The organism is Mesorhizobium sp. M1A.T.Ca.IN.004.03.1.1, assembly GCF_003997555.1.
Taxonomy (GTDB): Bacteria; Pseudomonadota; Alphaproteobacteria; order Rhizobiales; family Rhizobiaceae; genus Mesorhizobium.
This window is the reverse complement of record NZ_RZTV01000005.1, coordinates 502973-520310: the sequence shown is the minus strand read 5'-3', so window position 1 is coordinate 520310 and position 17338 is coordinate 502973. Positions and strand designations below refer to the sequence as shown.

Annotated in this window: 21 protein-coding genes; 8 read left to right on the top strand and 13 right to left on the bottom strand. The window is 63.3% G+C overall.

Features of this window, described 5'->3' with window-relative positions; all coding sequences use genetic code 11:
* Window positions 1-114: 114 nt before the first annotated feature.
* The 8 genes from EOD29_RS19685 to EOD29_RS19650 all read right to left on the bottom strand — a co-directional run bounded on the left by EOD29_RS19685 (window position 115) and on the right by EOD29_RS19650 (window position 7230).
* The gene (locus EOD29_RS19685; protein ID WP_067323909.1) at window positions 115-537 is read right to left on the bottom strand and encodes a type II toxin-antitoxin system VapC family toxin; all 423 of its coding nucleotides are present in this window, start codon (window positions 535-537) and stop codon (window positions 115-117) included.
* Window positions 534-800: a type II toxin-antitoxin system Phd/YefM family antitoxin gene (locus EOD29_RS19680; protein ID WP_067323907.1), complete on the bottom strand. Its 267-nt coding sequence runs from the start codon at window positions 798-800 to the stop codon at window positions 534-536. Before EOD29_RS19680 ends, EOD29_RS19685 begins: the two co-directional genes overlap by 4 nt.
* Window positions 801-955: 155 nt before the next feature.
* Window positions 956-1750, bottom strand: coding sequence for an SDR family oxidoreductase (locus EOD29_RS19675; protein WP_127247515.1), 795 nt, complete (start codon window positions 1748-1750; stop codon window positions 956-958).
* A gap of 32 nt (window positions 1751-1782) precedes the next feature.
* On the bottom strand, window positions 1783-2775 hold the full coding sequence (gene iolG / locus EOD29_RS19670) for an inositol 2-dehydrogenase (RefSeq protein WP_127247514.1): 993 nt from the start codon (window positions 2773-2775) through the stop codon (window positions 1783-1785).
* Between the two features lie 83 nt (window positions 2776-2858).
* Window positions 2859-3629 (bottom strand): ATP-binding cassette domain-containing protein, encoded by a 771-nt coding sequence (locus tag EOD29_RS19665; protein WP_067003269.1) that lies wholly within the window; start codon window positions 3627-3629, stop codon window positions 2859-2861.
* A 2-nt stretch (window positions 3630-3631) separates the two neighbouring features.
* Window positions 3632-4708 carry an ABC transporter permease gene (locus EOD29_RS19660; RefSeq protein ID WP_127247513.1) on the bottom strand — a complete coding sequence of 359 codons (1077 nt, stop codon included), beginning with the start codon at window positions 4706-4708 and terminating at the stop codon, window positions 3632-3634.
* Window positions 4709-4888: 180 nt separating this feature from the next.
* The gene (locus tag EOD29_RS19655) at window positions 4889-5830 is read right to left on the bottom strand and encodes a sugar ABC transporter substrate-binding protein (protein WP_067323901.1); all 942 of its coding nucleotides are present in this window, start codon (window positions 5828-5830) and stop codon (window positions 4889-4891) included.
* 368 nt (window positions 5831-6198) lie between these two features.
* Complete coding sequence (locus tag EOD29_RS19650; protein ID WP_095799066.1) at window positions 6199-7230, bottom strand: LacI family DNA-binding transcriptional regulator; 1032 nt, start codon at window positions 7228-7230, stop codon at window positions 6199-6201.
* Window positions 7231-7406: 176 nt separating this feature from the next.
* On the opposite strand from EOD29_RS19650, the gene EOD29_RS19645 reads away from it, so the two are divergent.
* From EOD29_RS19645 to EOD29_RS19630, 4 genes are read left to right on the top strand one after another with little or no spacing between them, the layout of a single operon-like run.
* Window positions 7407-8513 (top strand): fatty acid desaturase family protein, encoded by a 1107-nt coding sequence (locus EOD29_RS19645; protein ID WP_127247539.1) that lies wholly within the window; start codon window positions 7407-7409, stop codon window positions 8511-8513.
* A gap of 46 nt (window positions 8514-8559) precedes the next feature.
* The gene (locus EOD29_RS19640) at window positions 8560-8874 is read left to right on the top strand and encodes a MocE family 2Fe-2S type ferredoxin (RefSeq protein ID WP_127247512.1); all 315 of its coding nucleotides are present in this window, start codon (window positions 8560-8562) and stop codon (window positions 8872-8874) included.
* A gap of 16 nt (window positions 8875-8890) precedes the next feature.
* Window positions 8891-10108, top strand: a complete 1218-nt coding sequence (locus EOD29_RS19635; protein ID WP_245475365.1) for an FAD-dependent oxidoreductase — start codon at window positions 8891-8893, stop codon at window positions 10106-10108.
* Window positions 10109-10145: 37 nt separating this feature from the next.
* Window positions 10146-10955: a 3-methyl-2-oxobutanoate hydroxymethyltransferase gene (locus EOD29_RS19630; RefSeq protein WP_127247510.1), complete on the top strand. Its 810-nt coding sequence runs from the start codon at window positions 10146-10148 to the stop codon at window positions 10953-10955.
* Between the two features lie 18 nt (window positions 10956-10973).
* On the opposite strand, the gene EOD29_RS19625 is transcribed toward EOD29_RS19630, so the two are convergent.
* The 5 genes from EOD29_RS19625 to hslV form a co-directional block, all read right to left on the bottom strand.
* Window positions 10974-11933 (bottom strand): DUF1402 family protein, encoded by a 960-nt coding sequence (locus tag EOD29_RS19625; protein WP_127247509.1) that lies wholly within the window; start codon window positions 11931-11933, stop codon window positions 10974-10976.
* 129 nt (window positions 11934-12062) lie between these two features.
* Window positions 12063-13373 carry an ATP-dependent protease ATPase subunit HslU gene (gene hslU / locus EOD29_RS19620; RefSeq protein WP_127247508.1) on the bottom strand — a complete coding sequence of 437 codons (1311 nt, stop codon included), beginning with the start codon at window positions 13371-13373 and terminating at the stop codon, window positions 12063-12065.
* 5 nt (window positions 13374-13378) lie between these two features.
* Entirely contained in the window at window positions 13379-13978 is a 600-nt protein-coding gene (locus EOD29_RS19615) for a DUF2585 domain-containing protein (RefSeq protein WP_067002893.1), read from the bottom strand.
* Window positions 13979-13983: 5 nt separating this feature from the next.
* A complete protein-coding gene (locus EOD29_RS19610; RefSeq protein WP_127247507.1) occupies window positions 13984-14508 on the bottom strand; it encodes a GNAT family N-acetyltransferase in 525 nt (174 codons plus the stop codon).
* Between the two features lie 49 nt (window positions 14509-14557).
* Window positions 14558-15109, bottom strand: a complete 552-nt coding sequence (gene hslV / locus EOD29_RS19605) for an ATP-dependent protease subunit HslV (RefSeq protein ID WP_067002895.1) — start codon at window positions 15107-15109, stop codon at window positions 14558-14560.
* A 203-nt stretch (window positions 15110-15312) separates the two neighbouring features.
* Here hslV and hisB point away from each other — a divergent pair, with 203 nt between their 5' ends.
* From hisB to EOD29_RS19585, 4 genes are read left to right on the top strand one after another with little or no spacing between them, the layout of a single operon-like run.
* Entirely contained in the window at window positions 15313-15912 is a 600-nt protein-coding gene (gene hisB, locus EOD29_RS19600) for an imidazoleglycerol-phosphate dehydratase HisB (RefSeq protein WP_127247506.1), read from the top strand.
* Window positions 15913-15916: 4 nt separating this feature from the next.
* Window positions 15917-16393, top strand: a complete 477-nt coding sequence (locus EOD29_RS19595; RefSeq protein ID WP_127247505.1) for a DUF2628 domain-containing protein — start codon at window positions 15917-15919, stop codon at window positions 16391-16393.
* A 1-nt stretch (window position 16394) separates the two neighbouring features.
* Complete coding sequence (hisH, locus tag EOD29_RS19590; RefSeq protein WP_095825520.1) at window positions 16395-17045, top strand: imidazole glycerol phosphate synthase subunit HisH; 651 nt, start codon at window positions 16395-16397, stop codon at window positions 17043-17045.
* Complete coding sequence (locus EOD29_RS19585; protein ID WP_127247504.1) at window positions 17046-17336, top strand: DUF1330 domain-containing protein; 291 nt, start codon at window positions 17046-17048, stop codon at window positions 17334-17336.
* Window positions 17337-17338: the final 2 nt, after the last annotated feature.

The following is a 17338-nucleotide window of genomic DNA, read 5'->3' as shown; positions in this document are numbered from 1 at the left end:
CATATAGTCGATGCCGCGGCGCTTGTCACGTCCTCATGAAGCTAAGCATTTGCTTGGTTTGCGCCGTGCTCCGTGGCCTCGGGAAAAATAGAGCATCATGCAGCGGTTCACGGTTCATGCAGACCATGGATCGAAAAGTTCGATTGCAAAGCCTTCGAAATCCTTCGAATTACGCGTTGCCAAGGTGAGCTGCTTCGCAATCGCGGTGGCGGCGATCAGACCGTCCATCGACGACAGACCGTGACCGCGGCGCTTGGCAATGCCCATCAGGTCGCCCCAGGCCAAGGCAACGGCTTCGTCCACCGGCAAAACCCTTTGCTCGAAGCGCTGCGGCAAATCTCGAGCGAGCCATTCGGCCAGTGCCTCTCGTTTGCGGCCCTCATCCATGAGGGAAACGCCGCGCCGGATCTCGGCGATCGACACGACGCTGATGAATGATCGATCCTCATCAAGCCCGTCCAGCCACTTTAGAACGCCTACATCCGGCGCCGGCCTCGTCACCTCTGACAGGACATTGGTATCGAGCAGAAGCCTCAAAGCGGCTGATCACGCGGTTCGTCGGGTTGACGCTCAAGGTCGAGATCGGCGCCGCGCAGCGGCGACTCCAGGAGGAACTCCGCAAGCGTTCCTTTGCGGGCGGTCTTCCGCCGCCATTCCTCTGCGGACACGACGACAACGCTTGGTTTGCCGTTACGGGTGATCGTCTGAGGCGAAGATTGCGCCCGATCTATTACCTCCGAGAGCCGGGCCTTTGCCCCAGCGACCGTCCAGCTCGTATCTTCTTTCGGTCCGGGCAGCATCTCAATCTCATGACTACTCTGACCATCTTGACTATACCGGAATAGCGATGCTGCGGCAACAGGGGCTCTCAGGGGCCGCGTACCTTTGGGCGCACGAGGCTGATCACATCTCCACCCATAGCTGGCCGGCTTCTGGCGTAAGGCTACTCGTGTCACTACTCCCCGATCACGCCAGCTATGTTTTGATCATAATCGACCAGCGAGCCGGTCATGACGCCGGCCTGCGGGCTGAGCATATAGGTGATCAGCCGGGCAAGCTGCGCCGGCTTGACCAACTGGCCCATCGGCTGCGCGGCCTCGGCCTTTTCCAGCCAGTCGTCCGGCGCATCGTGCCACTTCTTCTGCACGATCGCCTCGCCCTCGGTATCCATCCAGCCGGGCAGCACCGCGTTGCAGCGGATGCGGTTTTTCCGGTAGGAGCTGGCGACATTCTTGGTCAGCGTCATCAGCGCGCCCTTGCTGGTCGAATAGGGCGTCAGGAAGGACTGGCCGGCATGCGCCGACATCGACAGCACGTTGACGATCGAGCCCGGCACCCTGCGCTCCAGGAGATGCGCGACGAGGCCTTGCATCAGGAAAAAGGGGCCGCGCACATTGGTGTCGAAGATCTGGTCGAAAAGCTCTTCCGATGTCTCGACCAACGAGCCGCGGGCCGAAGTGGCGGCGGCGTTGACCAGCGCGTTCAAAGTGCCGAAATGCGCGAGCGCCGTTGCGACGGCGCGCTTGCAGTCGGCGACCTTGGCGACATCGGCGCTGATGAAGATGGCATCGACACCGTTCATCTTGAGCGCTGCGACCGCCTTGTCACCTTTGTCCTGCGAGCGGCCGACCAGCGCCAGCGCGCGGCAACCCTCGTCGGCCAAGGCTTCCGCCACGGCGAAGCCGATGCCCTGCGCGCCGCCGGTGACGATGGCGCGCGTTTCTGAATTGCGACCGGCTAGACCGTTCATCGCTCTGGCTCCTGTAATCGAGTTTCAAACCTTCAGGCGACGCGGACGGTCTTGCCTGTCTTGGCAGACTCCAAGGCGGCATCAGCCAGCTTCAAGGCGACCAGCCCGTCCTTGCCGCTCGGCGCCGCCTTCTTGCCGGCAGTCGCGGCGGCGATGAAGGAAGCGATCTCGTTGGCGTAGGCGTCGATGTAGCGGGTCATGAAGAAATCGTGCAGCGGCGGGCGCGTGTAGCCCTTGTCGTTGGCGAGTTCGATCGACACCGGCCGCTGATTCTCGGCCGCAACCATGCCCTTCGAGCCGTGCGCCTCGATGCGCTGGTCGTAGCCATAGGTGGCGCGGCGCGAGTTGGAGATGACGGCCTGCTTGCCGGACGCGGTTTCCAGAATGACGCTGACGGAGTCGAAATCGCCCGCTTCGCCGATCTTCTTGTCGACCAGCACCGAGGCGTGCGCGCTGACGGCAACCGGCTCTTCGCCGAGCAGGAAGCGCGCCATGTCGAAATCATGGATGGTCATGTCGCGAAAAATGCCGCCGGATCGCGCGATGTAGTCGAGCGGCGGCGCGCCCGGATCACGCGAGGTGATGGTGACCATCTCGACATCGCCGATGGCGCCGTCGTCGATCGCCTTGCGGACGGCGGCGAAATGCGGGTCGAAGCGGCGGTTGAAGCCGACCATCAGCGTAGCGCCGGCCTTGTCGACCACGGCCAGGCACTGCTCGACGCGCTTGACGTCGAGGTCGATCGGCTTCTCGCAGAAGATCGCCTTGCCGGCCCTGGCGAAGCGCTCGATGAGGTCGGCGTGAGTGTCGGTCGGCGTGCAGATGATGACGGCGTCGATGTCCTTGGCCTGCTCGATGGCGTCGATGCTGCACACCTCGGCCCCATAGGCGGAGGCAAGCTCCGTCGCCGCTTTCTCGAAGGCGTCCGCCACGGCCACCAGCTTGGCCTGCGGGTTTGAGGCTACGGCGCGGGCATGCACCTTGCCGATACGGCCGGCGCCGAGAAGAGCGAAGCGGAGAGTCATGGAATGTCCTTTGAGGGTGGCTCTAAAACGTGTCCGCGCCGGCCGGCGCGGACGATTTGGTCTGGTCCCGTCGTGGCGCCTGGTCAGGCGGCCTGAAGCTCCGCCTGCCCGGTCTTGGCGCCGGTGATGTAAGCGACGATGTCGTTGCCGTCGGTGTCCTGCTTGCGCAAATTGGCGACGATGCGGCCGCGCCGGAAGACGACGATGCGGTCGACCAGGTCGAAGACCTGGCGCATGTTGTGGCTGATCAGGATCAGCGGCTCGCCGTTCTCCTTCAGCGTGCGGATGATGTTTTCGACCTGCGCCGTTTCCTGCACGCCAAGCGCTGCGGTCGGCTCGTCCATGATGATCAGCTTGGAGGCGAAGGTTGCGGTCCTGGCGATCGCCACGCATTGGCGCTGGCCGCCCGACATGTGGCGGATGGTGCTGGAAAGGTTCGGGATCTTCACCGCGGTGCGGATCAGCGCCGCTTCCGTCGCCCTGCGCATCGCCTTGCGGTCGAGAATCGAGAAGGGGCCGAGGTTGAAAAGCACCTTCTCCCGGCCGAGGAAGAGGTTCGACGGCACGTCGAGGTCGTCGGCCAGAGCCAGGTTCTGGAACACGGTCTCGATGCCGGCCTCGCGCGCCTCGATCGGGCCGGCGAAGTTCACTTCCTTGCCGTCGAACCAGATCTTGCCGTCGGTGCGCTGCTCGACGCCGGTGATCTGGCGCACGAAGGTCGACTTGCCGGCGCCGTTGTCGCCCATGATGGCGACATGCTCGCCCTTGCGCAGCTCGAAATTCGCCTCCTGCAGCGCGTGAACGCCGCCATAATGCTTGGTGAGGTTTTCGGTCTTCAGAACGATATCGGACATGGTCAAGCTCCTATCGCCCGGCGGCGCTGGCGCCATTGATCGAGAACGACTGCGCCGACGATGATCACGCCCTTGACCATCTCCTGGTAGTAGGCGTCGAGGCGCAGGAAGGTGAAGCCGGAGATGATGACGCCGAAGATCAGCGAGCCGATCACCGTGCCTATGATAGACCCGCGGCCGCCCGAGAGCGAGACGCCGCCGATGACCGCCATGGCGATGGCGTCGAGCTCGTACATCACGCCCATGCCGGCCTGGGCAGTGAGGTTCTTGGAGGAGAGCACCACCGCGGCGATCGAGGCGAGGATGCCGGCAATCACATAGACCAGCACCTTGTGGTTGGCGATCTTGATGCCGGACATGCGCGCGGCGTCCTCGTTGGAGCCAATGGCGTAACAATGCTTGCCGTATCGGGTGTAGCTCAGGATGAGCTGGAACAGGATCGCCAGTGAAATGAAGATGATGACCGGCATCAGCCCCTTGCCGATGGCCGCGAAGCTGTCGGTCGGGAACGAGATCGGTTGGCCCTTCGACCACCATTTGGCGATGCCGCGCGCCGTGACCATCATGCCGAGCGTGGCGATGAACGGCGGAATGCGGGTGTAGGCGATCAGGGCGCCGTTGATCAGGCCGGCAATCAGCCCGCAGCCGATCGCGACCAGCAGCGGCACGATGACCGCCAGGTCGGTCCATCCGTAGTCAATGAACATCGCCTTCGGGTTGGGATTGCCGTTGACGGTCGCAACCTGCGCGAAACTCATGGCGATCATGGCGGTGGCGCCGACGATCGAGCCCGAGGACAGGTCGATGCCGCCGCAGATGATCACCTGCGTGACGCCGATGGCGATGATGCCGACGATCGACACCTGCAGGATGATGATCTGCAGCCGCTGCTCGTTGAAAATAGCATCGACGTTATCGCGGGTGTTGAAGAGGAAGCTGTCGCCGAGGAAGACGCGGCCGATCAGCTCGAATGCGCCGACCAGGATGACCAGCGCCAGAAACACGTTGAACTCGGCAGGCCAGGGGCGCTTTTTGGCGTCATAGCTCAGCCCGCCAATGCCATGCGATGTCTGTGACACGTCTTCTTCCTCCGAATGACCGCGCCCGCTCTCCCGCCCGGTCGGGCGGGAGAAGGAAGGGAGCGACGCTGCTCTGTCTGCAGCCGATTTCAGCCAACTCGATGCGTCGGAGCGCCGCTCCAGGGTTTGTCCTCACGCAAGTCCGTACGGAAAACTTCCTGGAATTGCGTTGGCGCGACCTCAGTTCTTCTTCAGGAACTTGTCGATGTTCGCCGGCGTCACGAGCTGGAAGGGGATGTAGACCTTGCGCTCCACCTTCTCGCCCTTGGCGAGCTTCAGCGCCGCATCGAGCGCGCCCGCGCCCTGGCCCGCCGCGTCCTGGAAGACCGTGACGTCGAGATCGCCCGCCTGCATCGCGGCCAGCGCGTCCTGGGTTGCGTCGACGCCGCCGACCACGACCGACTTCATGTCGATATTGGCGGCCTTCATCGCCTGGATGGCGCCGATGGCGCTTTCGTCATTGTTGGCGATGACGCCGTCGAACGGCTTGCCGGACGACAGCCAGTTGGTCATCAGGTTCTGCGCTTCGTCACGCTTCCAGTTCGAGGTCTGCTTGTCGATGATTTTGATGAAGTTGCAGTCCGGCGTGGCAATCACTTCATCGATATCCTTAGTGCGCTGCACCGCCGCCTGATTGGATAGCTCGCCCATGATCACATAGACATTGGCTTCCTTCTTGCCGGCTTCCTTGAACAGCCGGCAGATTTCCTTGGTCTCGAGCGTGCCGGACTCGGCCTCATTGGACGCGACGAAAGCCTGGTTGTCGGGCAGCTTGTCGACATTGACCGGCTCGCGGTTGACATAGACCAGCGGGATCTTGGCCGCGGCCGCCGCATCCGACATCGCCTGGGTGGCCGAAGTGTCGACCGGGTTGACGATGATCGCGTCGACGCCCGAAGCGGCGAAGTTCTTGATCTGGTCGAGCTGCTTGGCCACGTCGTTCTGCGCGTCCTCGACCTGCAGTTCGACGCCGTCCATGCCCTTGGCCTGGGCGATCATGCCGTTGCGCAGCACCGTCAGGAAATTGTCGTCGAAAAGAGCCATCGAGACGCCGATCTTGGCGGCGAAGGCGGACGAACACATCAGCGCCGAAAGCGCGACGCCCAAAAGCAGTTTCTTCATTTTAGTTTCTCCTCCACTTGGTGTCCGGCTGCACCGATTGAACCGGAATCCCCGATGTTACCGGGGAATCTCTCCCATGGCCCTTCCGGCGGCGTTTTCCTCGCATAATGGAACGCCTGGTCCTCTGTTTGAAACAGATGTTCCGGAACGAAAGAACCAAAATACCCAGTTGGTGAAATATTTATTCCATTTCGCTTACAGCCGTCAAGGGAGATTCGAAATGGGCGTGCCGGTTTTTCGATGAAGACAAGCGTGCAGCGCCCTCGCGGCCGGGCATGCAAACGTTCTGCGGCGGACTTCCGGGCAATTTCACGGCGCGAAAGAATTCCATCAGCCTGATGGATCACATCATTCCGACGGAAGGCGGCTTAGATGTTTTCCGGCAGATAGATGTCGAAGGGGAGAAAAGTCTGGCCGGGCGCATTGGCGGCGCCGGTCTCGATGGCATGCGCCATCAGCCCGACAAGCTCGCGGCAGAGCGCCGCCAGCGGGGTCGAGATCACCATGGTCAGGATGTTGTCGGCAAGTGCCGCGCGCGACTCCGCATTGATCTCGTTGCAGACGACCACCGGCATATGCGCCGGCTTCGCCGCCCTCAACGCCGCGACCGCGCCCTCCATGCCGCCGCCGGCGACGTAGCAGCCGGCAAGGTCGGGATGCCGAGCCAGAAGCTCGAGCATCGCATCATGCGTCACCTGGTTGGCCTCCAGGTTGACCAGCGTCTCCATCACAGTGAAATCCGGCGCATGCTCGCGAAAATAGGAGCGGAAGCCGATCTCGCGCAGCTCGTGACCATGAAAACGGTGGCTGCCGACGAAAAGCGCGACCTTGCCTGGCTTGCTGGCGGCCTTGGCGATCATCCAGGCCGCGGTGCGTCCGACCTTGCGGTTGTCGAGCCCGACATAGCCTTCACGGATGCCGGCGGCGAAGTCGGAGAGCAGCGAAAAGACCGGCTGCCCTCGCGCCTTCAGCGCCTCGACCACCGCCGTCAGGGTGGGATGGTCCGGACCGACCACGGCGATGGCCCTGGATTTCGCCGCCAGCTTGCGCATCTGGGCGGCGATCTCATCGGGCGCCAGCGAAGCGGCGAAGTCGATCGTCGCAGTGCCCCGGAAACGTTGCGATTGCGAGACGGCAAGCTCCAGCTCGCGCGCGAAATCGCCGTAGAAAACGTCATTGCCGCGCAGCAGCAGGAAGCCGAGACGATATTCGGGCAACTCCTGGCGCATGCGCTGCCTGATCAGGCCAGCGGCGTGATAGCCGATGTCGGTCGCCGCCTCGTAGACGCGACGCGCCGTCTCCTCGCGCACCGGCAGGCGATTGTTCAACACCCGGTCGACCGTGGCGACGCTGAAGCCTGAAACGCGCGCGAGATCGGTGATTGTCGGCCGCTTTGCCATGAGTGCTCCATCGCTTGCCCGACTCAGATTAGCCCAATCTGATAGAAAATGATAGAATCTATCTTTGAGACATTGAGGCTATCATGACTTGGCGCTATGGTGAAGTCGAAGCCAGCCATGGGCGAGGCGCGGCATTGCCGAGGGCCATTCGCCAGGTGCTGATGGAGGACCCCGCAATGACGGCAATCACGTCTCCGGCGCCGTCCGGACGCGACTACAGCCTGACCGGCCGCGACGCCAAGCGCGCGATCGAGAACGGTCTTTCGGCGGCCCAGTGGTACCACACCGAGATCCCGCGCAAGCAGATGAAGGAGCTGATGCAGCGCTCCGACCAGCCCGCTATCCGAGACACCATCATCTGGCTCGGTGCGCTGTTCCTCAGTGGCGCGGGCGGCGCTTGGTTCTGGGGCAGCTGGTGGTGCGTGCCGTTCTTCTTTGTCTATGGCACGCTGTACGGTTCCTCGACCGACTCCCGCTGGCACGAATGCGGTCACGGCACGGCCTTCCGCACCCAATGGATGAACGATGCGGTCTACCAGCTCGCCTGCTTCATGATCATGCGCAATCCGGTGACCTGGCGCTGGAGCCATACACGCCACCACACCGACACCATCATCGTCGGCCGCGACCCGGAGATCGCCGTCATGCGACCGCCGGACCTTTTGCGCGTTGTGCTGAATTTTTTCGGCATGCTCGATGCCTGGCATGCGATGACCGACATGGTGCGCAATGCCGCCGGCGTCATCAGCGCCGCAGAACAGACCTTCATCCCGGAACAGGAGCAGCCCAAGGCCATCCGCATCGCCCGTATTTGGCTCGCCATCTATGTCGCGACCATCGCGCTGGCGCTCTATCTGCATTCATGGCTGCCGCTGATGCTCGTCGGCCTGCCCCGCCTCTACGGCGCCTGGCATCACGTCATGACCGGGCTGCTGCAGCATGGCGGGCTGGCCGACAATGTCATCGACCATCGGCTGAACAGCCGCACCGTCTACATGAACCCGATCAGCCGGTTCATCTACTGGAACATGAACTACCATGTGGAGCACCACATGTTCCCGATGGTGCCCTACCACGCGCTGCCCAAGCTGCATGAGCTGATCAAGCACGATTTGCCCGCGCCGACGCCGTCGATCCTGGCCGGCTACCGCGAGATGATCCCGGCCTTCCTGCGCCAGCTGCGCAACGAGGACTACTTCCTCAAGCGCGAGCTGCCGCCGACGGCAAAGCCCTACCGGGAAGAGCTGCACAACGACAATCCGGTAGCGGCCGCGGCCGAGTGACCGGATCCGACACAACCGACAACGAAGAATTTCGCCGGAGGACGACATGAGCGACTGGGTCGAGGCCTGCGCGGCCGGAGACATCGACGAGGAGGACGTAATGCGGTTCGATCATGCCGGCCGCACCTACGCCATCTATCGCAGCCCGGAGGACGAGTATTACGCGACCGACGGCCTGTGCTCGCATGAGAAAGTGCATCTGGCCGATGGGCTGGTGATGGACGACATCATCGAGTGTCCAAAACACAATGGCCGCTTCAACTACAAGACCGGCGACGCGCGCGGGGCGCCGGTCTGCGTCAATCTCAAGACCTATCCGGTCAAGGTCGACGCCGGCAAAGTCTTCATTCAGCTTGGGTGACGGCATGGCGGGAGGAATGGTCATCATCGGCGCCGGCGAGTGCGGCGGTCGTGCCGCGCTTACCCTGCGCGACCTTGGTCATGAAGGGCCGGTGACGCTGGTCGGCGACGAGCCGCATCTGCCCTATGAACGGCCGCCGCTGTCGAAGGAGGCGATGACCAGCGAGGCGCCCCTCATCAAGGCGATCGCCAGCGACGAGCTTCTGGCCGAACACTCGATCCGCCACATCCATTCCGTTCGGGCCGTCGCTATCGACCGCGCCGCGCATCTCGTGCGCCTCTCCGACGGCTCTTCGCTTGGCTATGGCAAGCTGCTGCTCGCGACCGGGTCCGTGCCGCGCAAGCTGCCGATGCCTGGTCTGGGCGGCCGCTGCGTTTATCTCAGGACCTTCAACGACGCGCTCGCGATCCGCGCCCATCTCAAGCCGGAGAACCGCGTCGCCATCATCGGCGGCGGTTTCATCGGCCTCGAGCTTGCCGCTTCGGCGCGCAAGCTAGGCGCAAAGGTCACGGTGCTCGAGGCGCAGCCGCGCATCCTGATGCGCGGCGTGCCGGCCGAGGTCGCGGAAATCATTCATAAGGCGCATCAGGCCGAAGGCGTGAAGGTGCTTACCGGCCAAGGCATCACGGCGATTGCCGATGACGGCACGCAAGTTCGCATCACGCTTGCCGACAGGCAGGACATCGTCGCCGATCTTGCCGTGATCGGCATCGGCGCGGTGCCGGTGACGGCGCTCGCTGCCGAAGCAGGACTTGCGATCGACAATGGTATCGCCGTCGATGAGAACCTTTGCACCGCGGATCCGGATGTTTTTGCCGCCGGCGACTGCTGCTCGTTCCCGCTCGCCGTCTATGGCGGCCGGCGCGTGCGGCTGGAAGCCTGGCGCAACGCGCAGGAGCAGGGCGCGCTCGCCGCGAAGAACATGCTGGGCGCCAACGAGGCGCATGCCGCGGTGCCGTGGTTCTGGTCGGATCAATATGGGCTCACGCTGCAGATCGCCGGGCTTTCGGACGAAGGCCGCTCGACCGTACGGCGCGACCTCTACGACGGCGCCTTCATTCTGTTCCACCTGGCCGAGGACGGCAGGCTGGTCGCCGCCAGCGGCATCGGGCCCGGCAATGCGGTGGCGCGCGACATACGGTTGGCCGAGATGCTGATCGCGAAGCGGGCGACGCCCGCGCCTGAGGCGCTCGGCTCGCAATCGGTCAAGCTGAAGTCGCTGCTGGCGGCATAGGCCCGAGTAATCGCTGGAAACGAGGGGATCCACGGACATGGCACGCAACAGACCGACCGTCGCCGATTTGCAATTGCTGAAGGGCAAGCGCCAGCTTTCGAAGCTGCGCGTTTTCTCGCTGGAGGAGGCCGAGGCCGCCGAGCGTGCCGGCATCGACATCATCTCGGTCCCCTATGATCTTATCTTCGATCCGCGTTTTCGCGACGCCGCGCCCACCTGCTTTGCCATTCCCGGCGACGAACGCATCAAGCTGGGCGCAACCACCGACGAGATCCTGCGCATGGCGGTGAAGCTGCGCGCGGCCAGCGCCGACGCCATGTATTGCTCGGCCAGCCTGCAGACCATCCGCCGGCTACGCGACGAGCACATTCCGGTCTGCGGTCACGTCGGGCTGATCCCGGCGCATGCGACCTGGACGGGCGGCTTCAAGGCGGTCGGCAAGACGGCCGAAAGTGCCGCCTTCGTCTGGAAGCAGGTCAAGGACCTTGAAGCCGCCGGCGCCTTCGCCGCCGAGATCGAAGTTGTGCCGGCCCCGGTTGCAAGCGCGATCTCGCGGCGTACATCGCTGATCATGATCTCGATGGGCGCCGGCGCCGGCTGCGATGCGCAATATCTGTTCGCGGAAGACGTGCTCGGCAGCAATCGCGGCCATTATCCGCGCCATGCCAAGCGCTACCGCGACTTCGCGGCGGAGTTCGACCGCCTGCAGAGCGAGCGCATCGCGGCCTTCCGCGAATATGCAGACGATATCCAGGCGGGCGCCTATCCAGAGCCGCGGCACATGGTCGAGGCGGATGCCGACGAAATGCGCAAGTTCGAGGCGTTTCTCGCCTCGGAAGGCTACTGAGCCACCCGGCTCAGCCGGCTAGAACAGCGTCTTCAGCTCGTCCAGCTTGTCGTTGACCAGCCAGCCGTAATAATTCTCCTCGGGCAGCTTTTCCGGTTCCCCGGCGGCGCGACGCTTCTCGTTCTCCTCCTCCAACGCATAGGCGCGCTGCTCGGGATTGCCGACATTGTAGAGCGTGGCGGTCAGGCCCGGATTGTGCGAGATGTCGAAGCCGGCGATGCTGTTGTAGGCGTCGATCGACTTCCTGATGGTCGCAGCGACGTAAGGCAGCGTGAGGTCGGGATCCATGATGGTCTTGTAGACCGTGTTCGGATCATTGACGTCGAGCTCGGGCAGGCCGGAGAGCTTGTGCACGAGATCGCTCATCTGCAGCGCCGTCAGCGGGTTGAGCTGGCCGAGTCCGAAAGTCTGGCCGGCATAGTAGGGTTGGAAGAAAGTGGCTCCGAAGCGGTCGTTGGGGAAGCTGGTCCCGCCGACGGTCTTGCCACGGAAGGAATGGTTCCACACCTGCTCGCGGCATTCCCAGAGATCGTAGCTGTCGGTTATGCCGGCGCATTTCTGGAATTGCGGCCGCTCAACGAAATCGCTGACGTCCTCCCCTTCATAAGCAAAGGTGAGCTTGCTCGACAGGTAGGACATCGCCTTGACGTAATAGGTCTGCAGCCGATCATAGGCGTCGACATTGTAGGTGTGCTCGCCGACGATGGCGCCGACGATGTGCATCGGATCGATGTCGTAGGCGGCCGCCACTTTCCTGATCTTGGCGCGCAGCTCGGCATCGTTCTGCAAGAGCGCGTAGACCTTGCGATACTTGGCCTGGAAGCTGGTGTTGGTGGCCTGAGTGCGCCGGCTGGAAGCGCCCGGAATATCCGGCTGCACGCTGTTGCGATTGCCCGGCGGCACCATGGTCGCCGCGTTCGCCGTTGCCATCGCCGCGGCCAATGCCAGCCCAACAAAAAGAAGTATGCGTTTCTTCATCCACCGCCGCCTTCAAGTCGGCGGCAAACTAGGTAAAGCGCGTGGGAGAGTCGAGACGAGGCAAGCTTCCGACGGGACGAAAGGTGGCCAGATGGTACCATCTGGCCACACATCGCCGGGCTTCGCCCGTTAGAGGATGAATCGTGACAGGTCGGTGTTGCGCGAGAGATCGCCGACATGCTTCTGCACGTAGTCGGCATCGATGGTGACCGCCGTGCCGTGGCGGTCCGGCGCGTCGTAGGAAATCTCGTCCAGCACCCGTTCCATCACCGTCTGCAGGCGTCTGGCGCCGATGTTCTCGACATTGGCGTTGAGGTCGACGGCAATGCCGGCGAGCGAATCGATGGCGTCGTCGGTGAAGGCCAACTCGACGCCTTCGGTCTTCATCAGCGCAACATACTGCTTGATGAGGCTGGCCTCCGTTTCGGTGAGGATGCGGACGAAATCCTGCTTCTCCAGGGCACGCAATTCGACCCGGATCGGCAAGCGGCCCTGCAGCTCCGGAAGCAGGTCCGAAGGCTTGGAGACGTGGAACGCGCCCGAGGCGATGAAAAGAATATGGTCCGTCTTGATCGGCCCGTACTTCGTCGCAACGGTGGTGCCTTCAACCAGCGGCAGCAGATCGCGCTGAACGCCTTCACGTGAGGGACCGCCCGAAATGTCGCTCCTGGCCGCGATCTTGTCGATCTCGTCGAGGAACACGATGCCGTCATTCTCCGTCGATTCCAGCGCCTGGCGAACCACCTCGTCCTGGTCGAGCAGCTTGTCGGACTCGTCATTGATCAGTAGCGCGTAGGATTCCTTCACCGTCGTCTTGCGGGTCTTGGTCTTCCTGCCGCCCATCGCCTTCGACAGCATGTCGTTGATGTTGAGCACGCCGATATTGGCGCCCGGCATGCCGGGGATCTCGAAGCCCGGCATACCGCCGGTGCCGGTGTCCGCCACCTCGATCTCGATCTCCTTGTCGTCGAGCTCACCGTCGCGCAGCCGCTTGCGGAAGCTGTCGCGCGTGGCCGGGCTCGCGGTCTTGCCGACCAAAGCTTCGAGCACGCGCTCTTCGGCATTGATGTGAGCGCGCGCCTTGACGTCCTCACGCATCTTCTCGCGCGTCAGCCCGATGGCGACCTCGACGAGATCGCGCACGATCTGCTCGACGTCGCGGCCGACATAGCCGACCTCGGTGAACTTGGTGGCCTCGACCTTGACGAAAGGCGCGCCGGCCAGCCGCGCCAGCCGGCGCGAGATCTCGGTCTTGCCGACGCCGGTCGGGCCGATCATCAGGATGTTCTTGGGCATCACCTCTTCGCGCATCTGGCCCTCCAGCTGCTGGCGGCGCCAGCGGTTGCGCAAGGCGATCGCCACGGCGCGCTTGGCGTCTTTCTGGCCGATGATGAAGCGGTCGAGTTCCGAAACGATTTCGCGGGGAGAAAAGGTGCTCATATTACTCAAATTCCACTTTGCCACTGCCTGATGGACTCGAACGGATGCAGCAGCATGATCACGTTGAGCGTCAGATTGTCCCGGATGATGTAGCCCGTGCCGAATTCGAAAATGAGCGCCAGAGCCACGATCACCCATATAGGGAGCTTTCGCGCCATCACAAATCCGAGCGCCATGAACAGCGTGTCGGACACCGAATTGATGATGCTGTCGCCGTAGTAGTTGAGGGAGATGGTGCCGGCGCGGTAGCGGTCGATGATGAAGGGGCTGTTCTCCAGGAGTTCCCAGCCGCCTTCGATGAGGACGGCGAAAGCCAGCCTCAGCCCGACGGGCGAGCGCGGGAACAGAGCCCAGGCCAGCGCATAGAACAGGAAGCCGTGGATGATGTGCGAGAAGGTGTACCAGTCGGCGATGTGCTGGGAATTCTCCGAGCTGTTCACCACACCGTGCCAGAGCTTGACGTAGCCGCAGGTGCAGATCGGCGGATGGCCCATGCCGTAGAGAATGCCGGCCTGGAAAACGACGAGAGCCAGCACCAGCAGCAGCCCCATGCGCCAGCTGTCTTCATAGGCCGACAGCGTCTTGTCTCCCCCGGATGCGGTCATTGTGATCAGTCCCCCTCTTGTTGGTCGATTTCGGCCGCATCGACGGCCATCAGCACGACGTCCCCATATTCCGAATGCCTGCGGCCGATCGGCCTGAAGCCGGCCTTTTCATAGGCGCGGATGGCGCGGCCATTGCCGGGATGCGGATCGATGACGACGCGCGGCGCGCCTTCCTCGAACAGTTCCGCGACGAACTGGCGGACGATGGCCGAGCCGTGGCCGATGCCGACCAGGTCCGGCGGCCCGATCGACAGATCGATACCCAGCGTGCCGAATGGCTGGTCGGCGTAAGGATGGTTGTCCTCGAGATGCGGATCGTAGCTCTGCAGATAGGCGATCGGCTTGCCGCCCAATTCGACGATCAGCGGCTCCACCGAAACCGACCCGATATGCTCGCGTATCTCGGCGATCTCCTTTTCCGGATCGCCCCACCATTCGGCGATATGCGACTCGGCAAGCCAGCGGGCGATCATCGGCAGATCCTTTTGGGTGACCGGCCGAAAATCGTAGCTGTCTTCCTGTTCGACCATGATTTGTTCCAGAAGCCGATTCCCATTTTTCGGGATCATGGCCGGCCGCCTAGGCGGCATCGAGCGTTTCGACGACGAAGCTGCTGTTGGTGTAGACGCAGATATCGGCGGCGATCTGCATCGCCCTGCGGGCGATCTCCTCGGCGTCCTTGTCGGTGTCCATCAGCGCGCGGGCGGCGGCGAGCGCGTAGTTGCCGCCGGAGCCGATGGCCATGACGCCATGTTCTGGCTCGAGCACGTCACCGGTGCCGGTCAGCGCCAGCGAGACCGACTTGTCGGCGACCAGCATCATCGCTTCCAGGCGGCGCAGATAGCGGTCGGTGCGCCAGTCCTTGGCGAGCTCGACGCAGGCGCGGGTCAGTTGGTCAGGATATTGTTCGAGCTTGGCTTCGAGGCGTTCGAGGAGGGTGAAGGCGTCGGCGGTGGCGCCGGCAAAACCGGCAATGACACTGCCGCCCTTGCCGATGCGGCGCACCTTGCGGGCGTTGCCCTTCATGATGGTCTGGCCAAGACTGACCTGGCCGTCGCCGGCGATGACAACCTTGCTGCCCTTGCGCACGGTGACGATGGTCGTGGCGTGCATGGTCAGTTCATTCGACATTTCCTGCTCCGAGTCGCGCTATCCCTCAAAGGCGATTGACGCGGTACGAGTGACTTTGATCGGCCATATGTATGCATAGGGCGAGTGATTGCAAACCATCCGCGGCAAGGCCGATACAGTCCGGAATGGCAACTGGCAATCGCCGGATCATGCTGATAGAAGGCTCTCGTTTTCAAGCCCGCGCCTCTGAACAGGACAGACTGATGCCGCCCCGTTCCGCAGAAATCAACCGCAAGACCAAGGAAACCGAGATTTCCGTATCGGTCCATGTCGACGGCACGGGTAAATCCGACATTTCGACGGGTGTCGGCTTCTTCGACCACATGCTCGATCAGCTGTCGCGCCATTCGCTGATCGACATGACGATCGAGGCCAAAGGCGATCTTCACATCGACGACCATCACACGGTCGAGGATACCGGCATTGCCATCGGCCAGGCGCTGAGCAAGGCTTTGGGGGAGCGGCGCGGCATCATGCGCTATGCCTCGATCGAGCTGGCTATGGACGAGACGCTGACCCGGGCGGCGATCGACGTTTCCGGCAGGCCGTTCCTGGTCTGGAACGTTTCCTTCTCGTCGCCGAAGATCGGCACATTCGACACCGAGCTGGTGCGCGAATTCTTCCAGGCGCTGGCGCAGAACGCGGGCATAACGCTGCATGTGACCAACCACTACGGCGCCAATAACCATCATATTGCGGAAACCTGCTTCAAGGCCGTGGCCAGGGCGCTGCGCGTGGCGCTGGAGCCTGACCCGCGCCAGCCCGATGCGGTGCCGTCCACCAAGGGATCCCTGAAAGGATAACCCTATGGCCATCTATGTCGTGATGGAGCCGCCTGCAGGGGGCAACGAGAAGGACGCCGCCCTGGTGCGCGACAGCTTCACCTGGCTCGGCTTCCTGTTCTCGCCGATCTGGCTCGCCTGGCACCGCCTCTGGATCGAGGCCCTGCTCACCTTCGCGGCCATGGCGGCGTTGTCCATGCTCGGCGAGAAACTAAGGCTTGAATGGGCTGGATCGGCGCTCTCGCTGCTGGTGTCGCTCTATATCGGCTTCGAAGGCCAGGCTGCCCTGCGGATCGCGGCGCTCCGCCGCCGCGGCTGGCGGGAATGGGGCGTCGTCGAGGCCGGCAGGCTCGGCGATGCCGAGGTCCGTCACGCGCTCGAAGCCAGCGAGCGCACGCAGGAACAGGCGCCGATGCCGCACATCGTGCCCGACACCAACCTGGCGCGGCCGGCGCAGACGGGCATGGCGCTGGGGCTGACCCATACGCCGGGAAGGCCCTGACATGCGGGTAGCGATCATCGACTATGGGTCGGGCAATCTGCGCTCGGCCACCAAGGCCTTCGAGCGCGCCGCGCATGAGGCGGGCATCGCCGCGACCATCGATCTCACCGCCGACGCCGAGCGGGTGCGCAGCGCCGACCGCGTCGTCCTGCCGGGCGTCGGCGCCTATGCCGACTGCGCGGCCGGCCTGCATGCCGTCACCGGCATGTGGGAAGCGGTGGAAGAGGCGGCGCTTCGCAAAGGGCGGCCGTTCCTCGGCATCTGCGTCGGCATGCAATTGATGTCGGAACGCGGGCTGGAAAAGACCGTCACCGAGGGTTTTGGCTGGATTGCCGGCGACGTCAAGGAAATCACGCCGAAGGATCTGGCACTGAAGATCCCGCAGATCGGCTGGAACACGATCGAGCTCGCGCGCAAGCATCCGCTGTTTTCGGGCATCGAGACCGGTCCGAAAGGGCTGCACGCCTATTTCGTCCATTCCTACCACCTGGAGGCGAGGAACCCGGCCGAGGTGCTGGCGACGGCCGACTATGGCGGGCCGGTGACGGCGGCCGTTGCCCGCGACAACTTTGCCGGCACGCAGTTCCATCCCGAGAAAAGCCAGGCGCTCGGCTTGGCGCTGATCACCAATTTCCTGAATTGGAGGCCCTGAATGAGCAAGAAGGGCTACTGGATCGCCATGATCGATGTCCGCGACCCGGACACCTACAAGAAATACATCGAGGCCAACGCGAAGGCCTTCGCCAAATTTGGCGCGAAGTTTGCTGTTCGGGCCGGCCGCCATACCGACCCGGAGGGGGCAACGGGAAACCGCCATGTCGTGGTGGAGTTCGATTCTTACGACAGGGCGCTCGCCTGCTATCAGTCGCCCGAGTACCAGGAAGCCTTGAAATTCCGGCAGGCGGCATCGACCGGCCACTTCGCCATCGTCGAGGGCGCCTGATC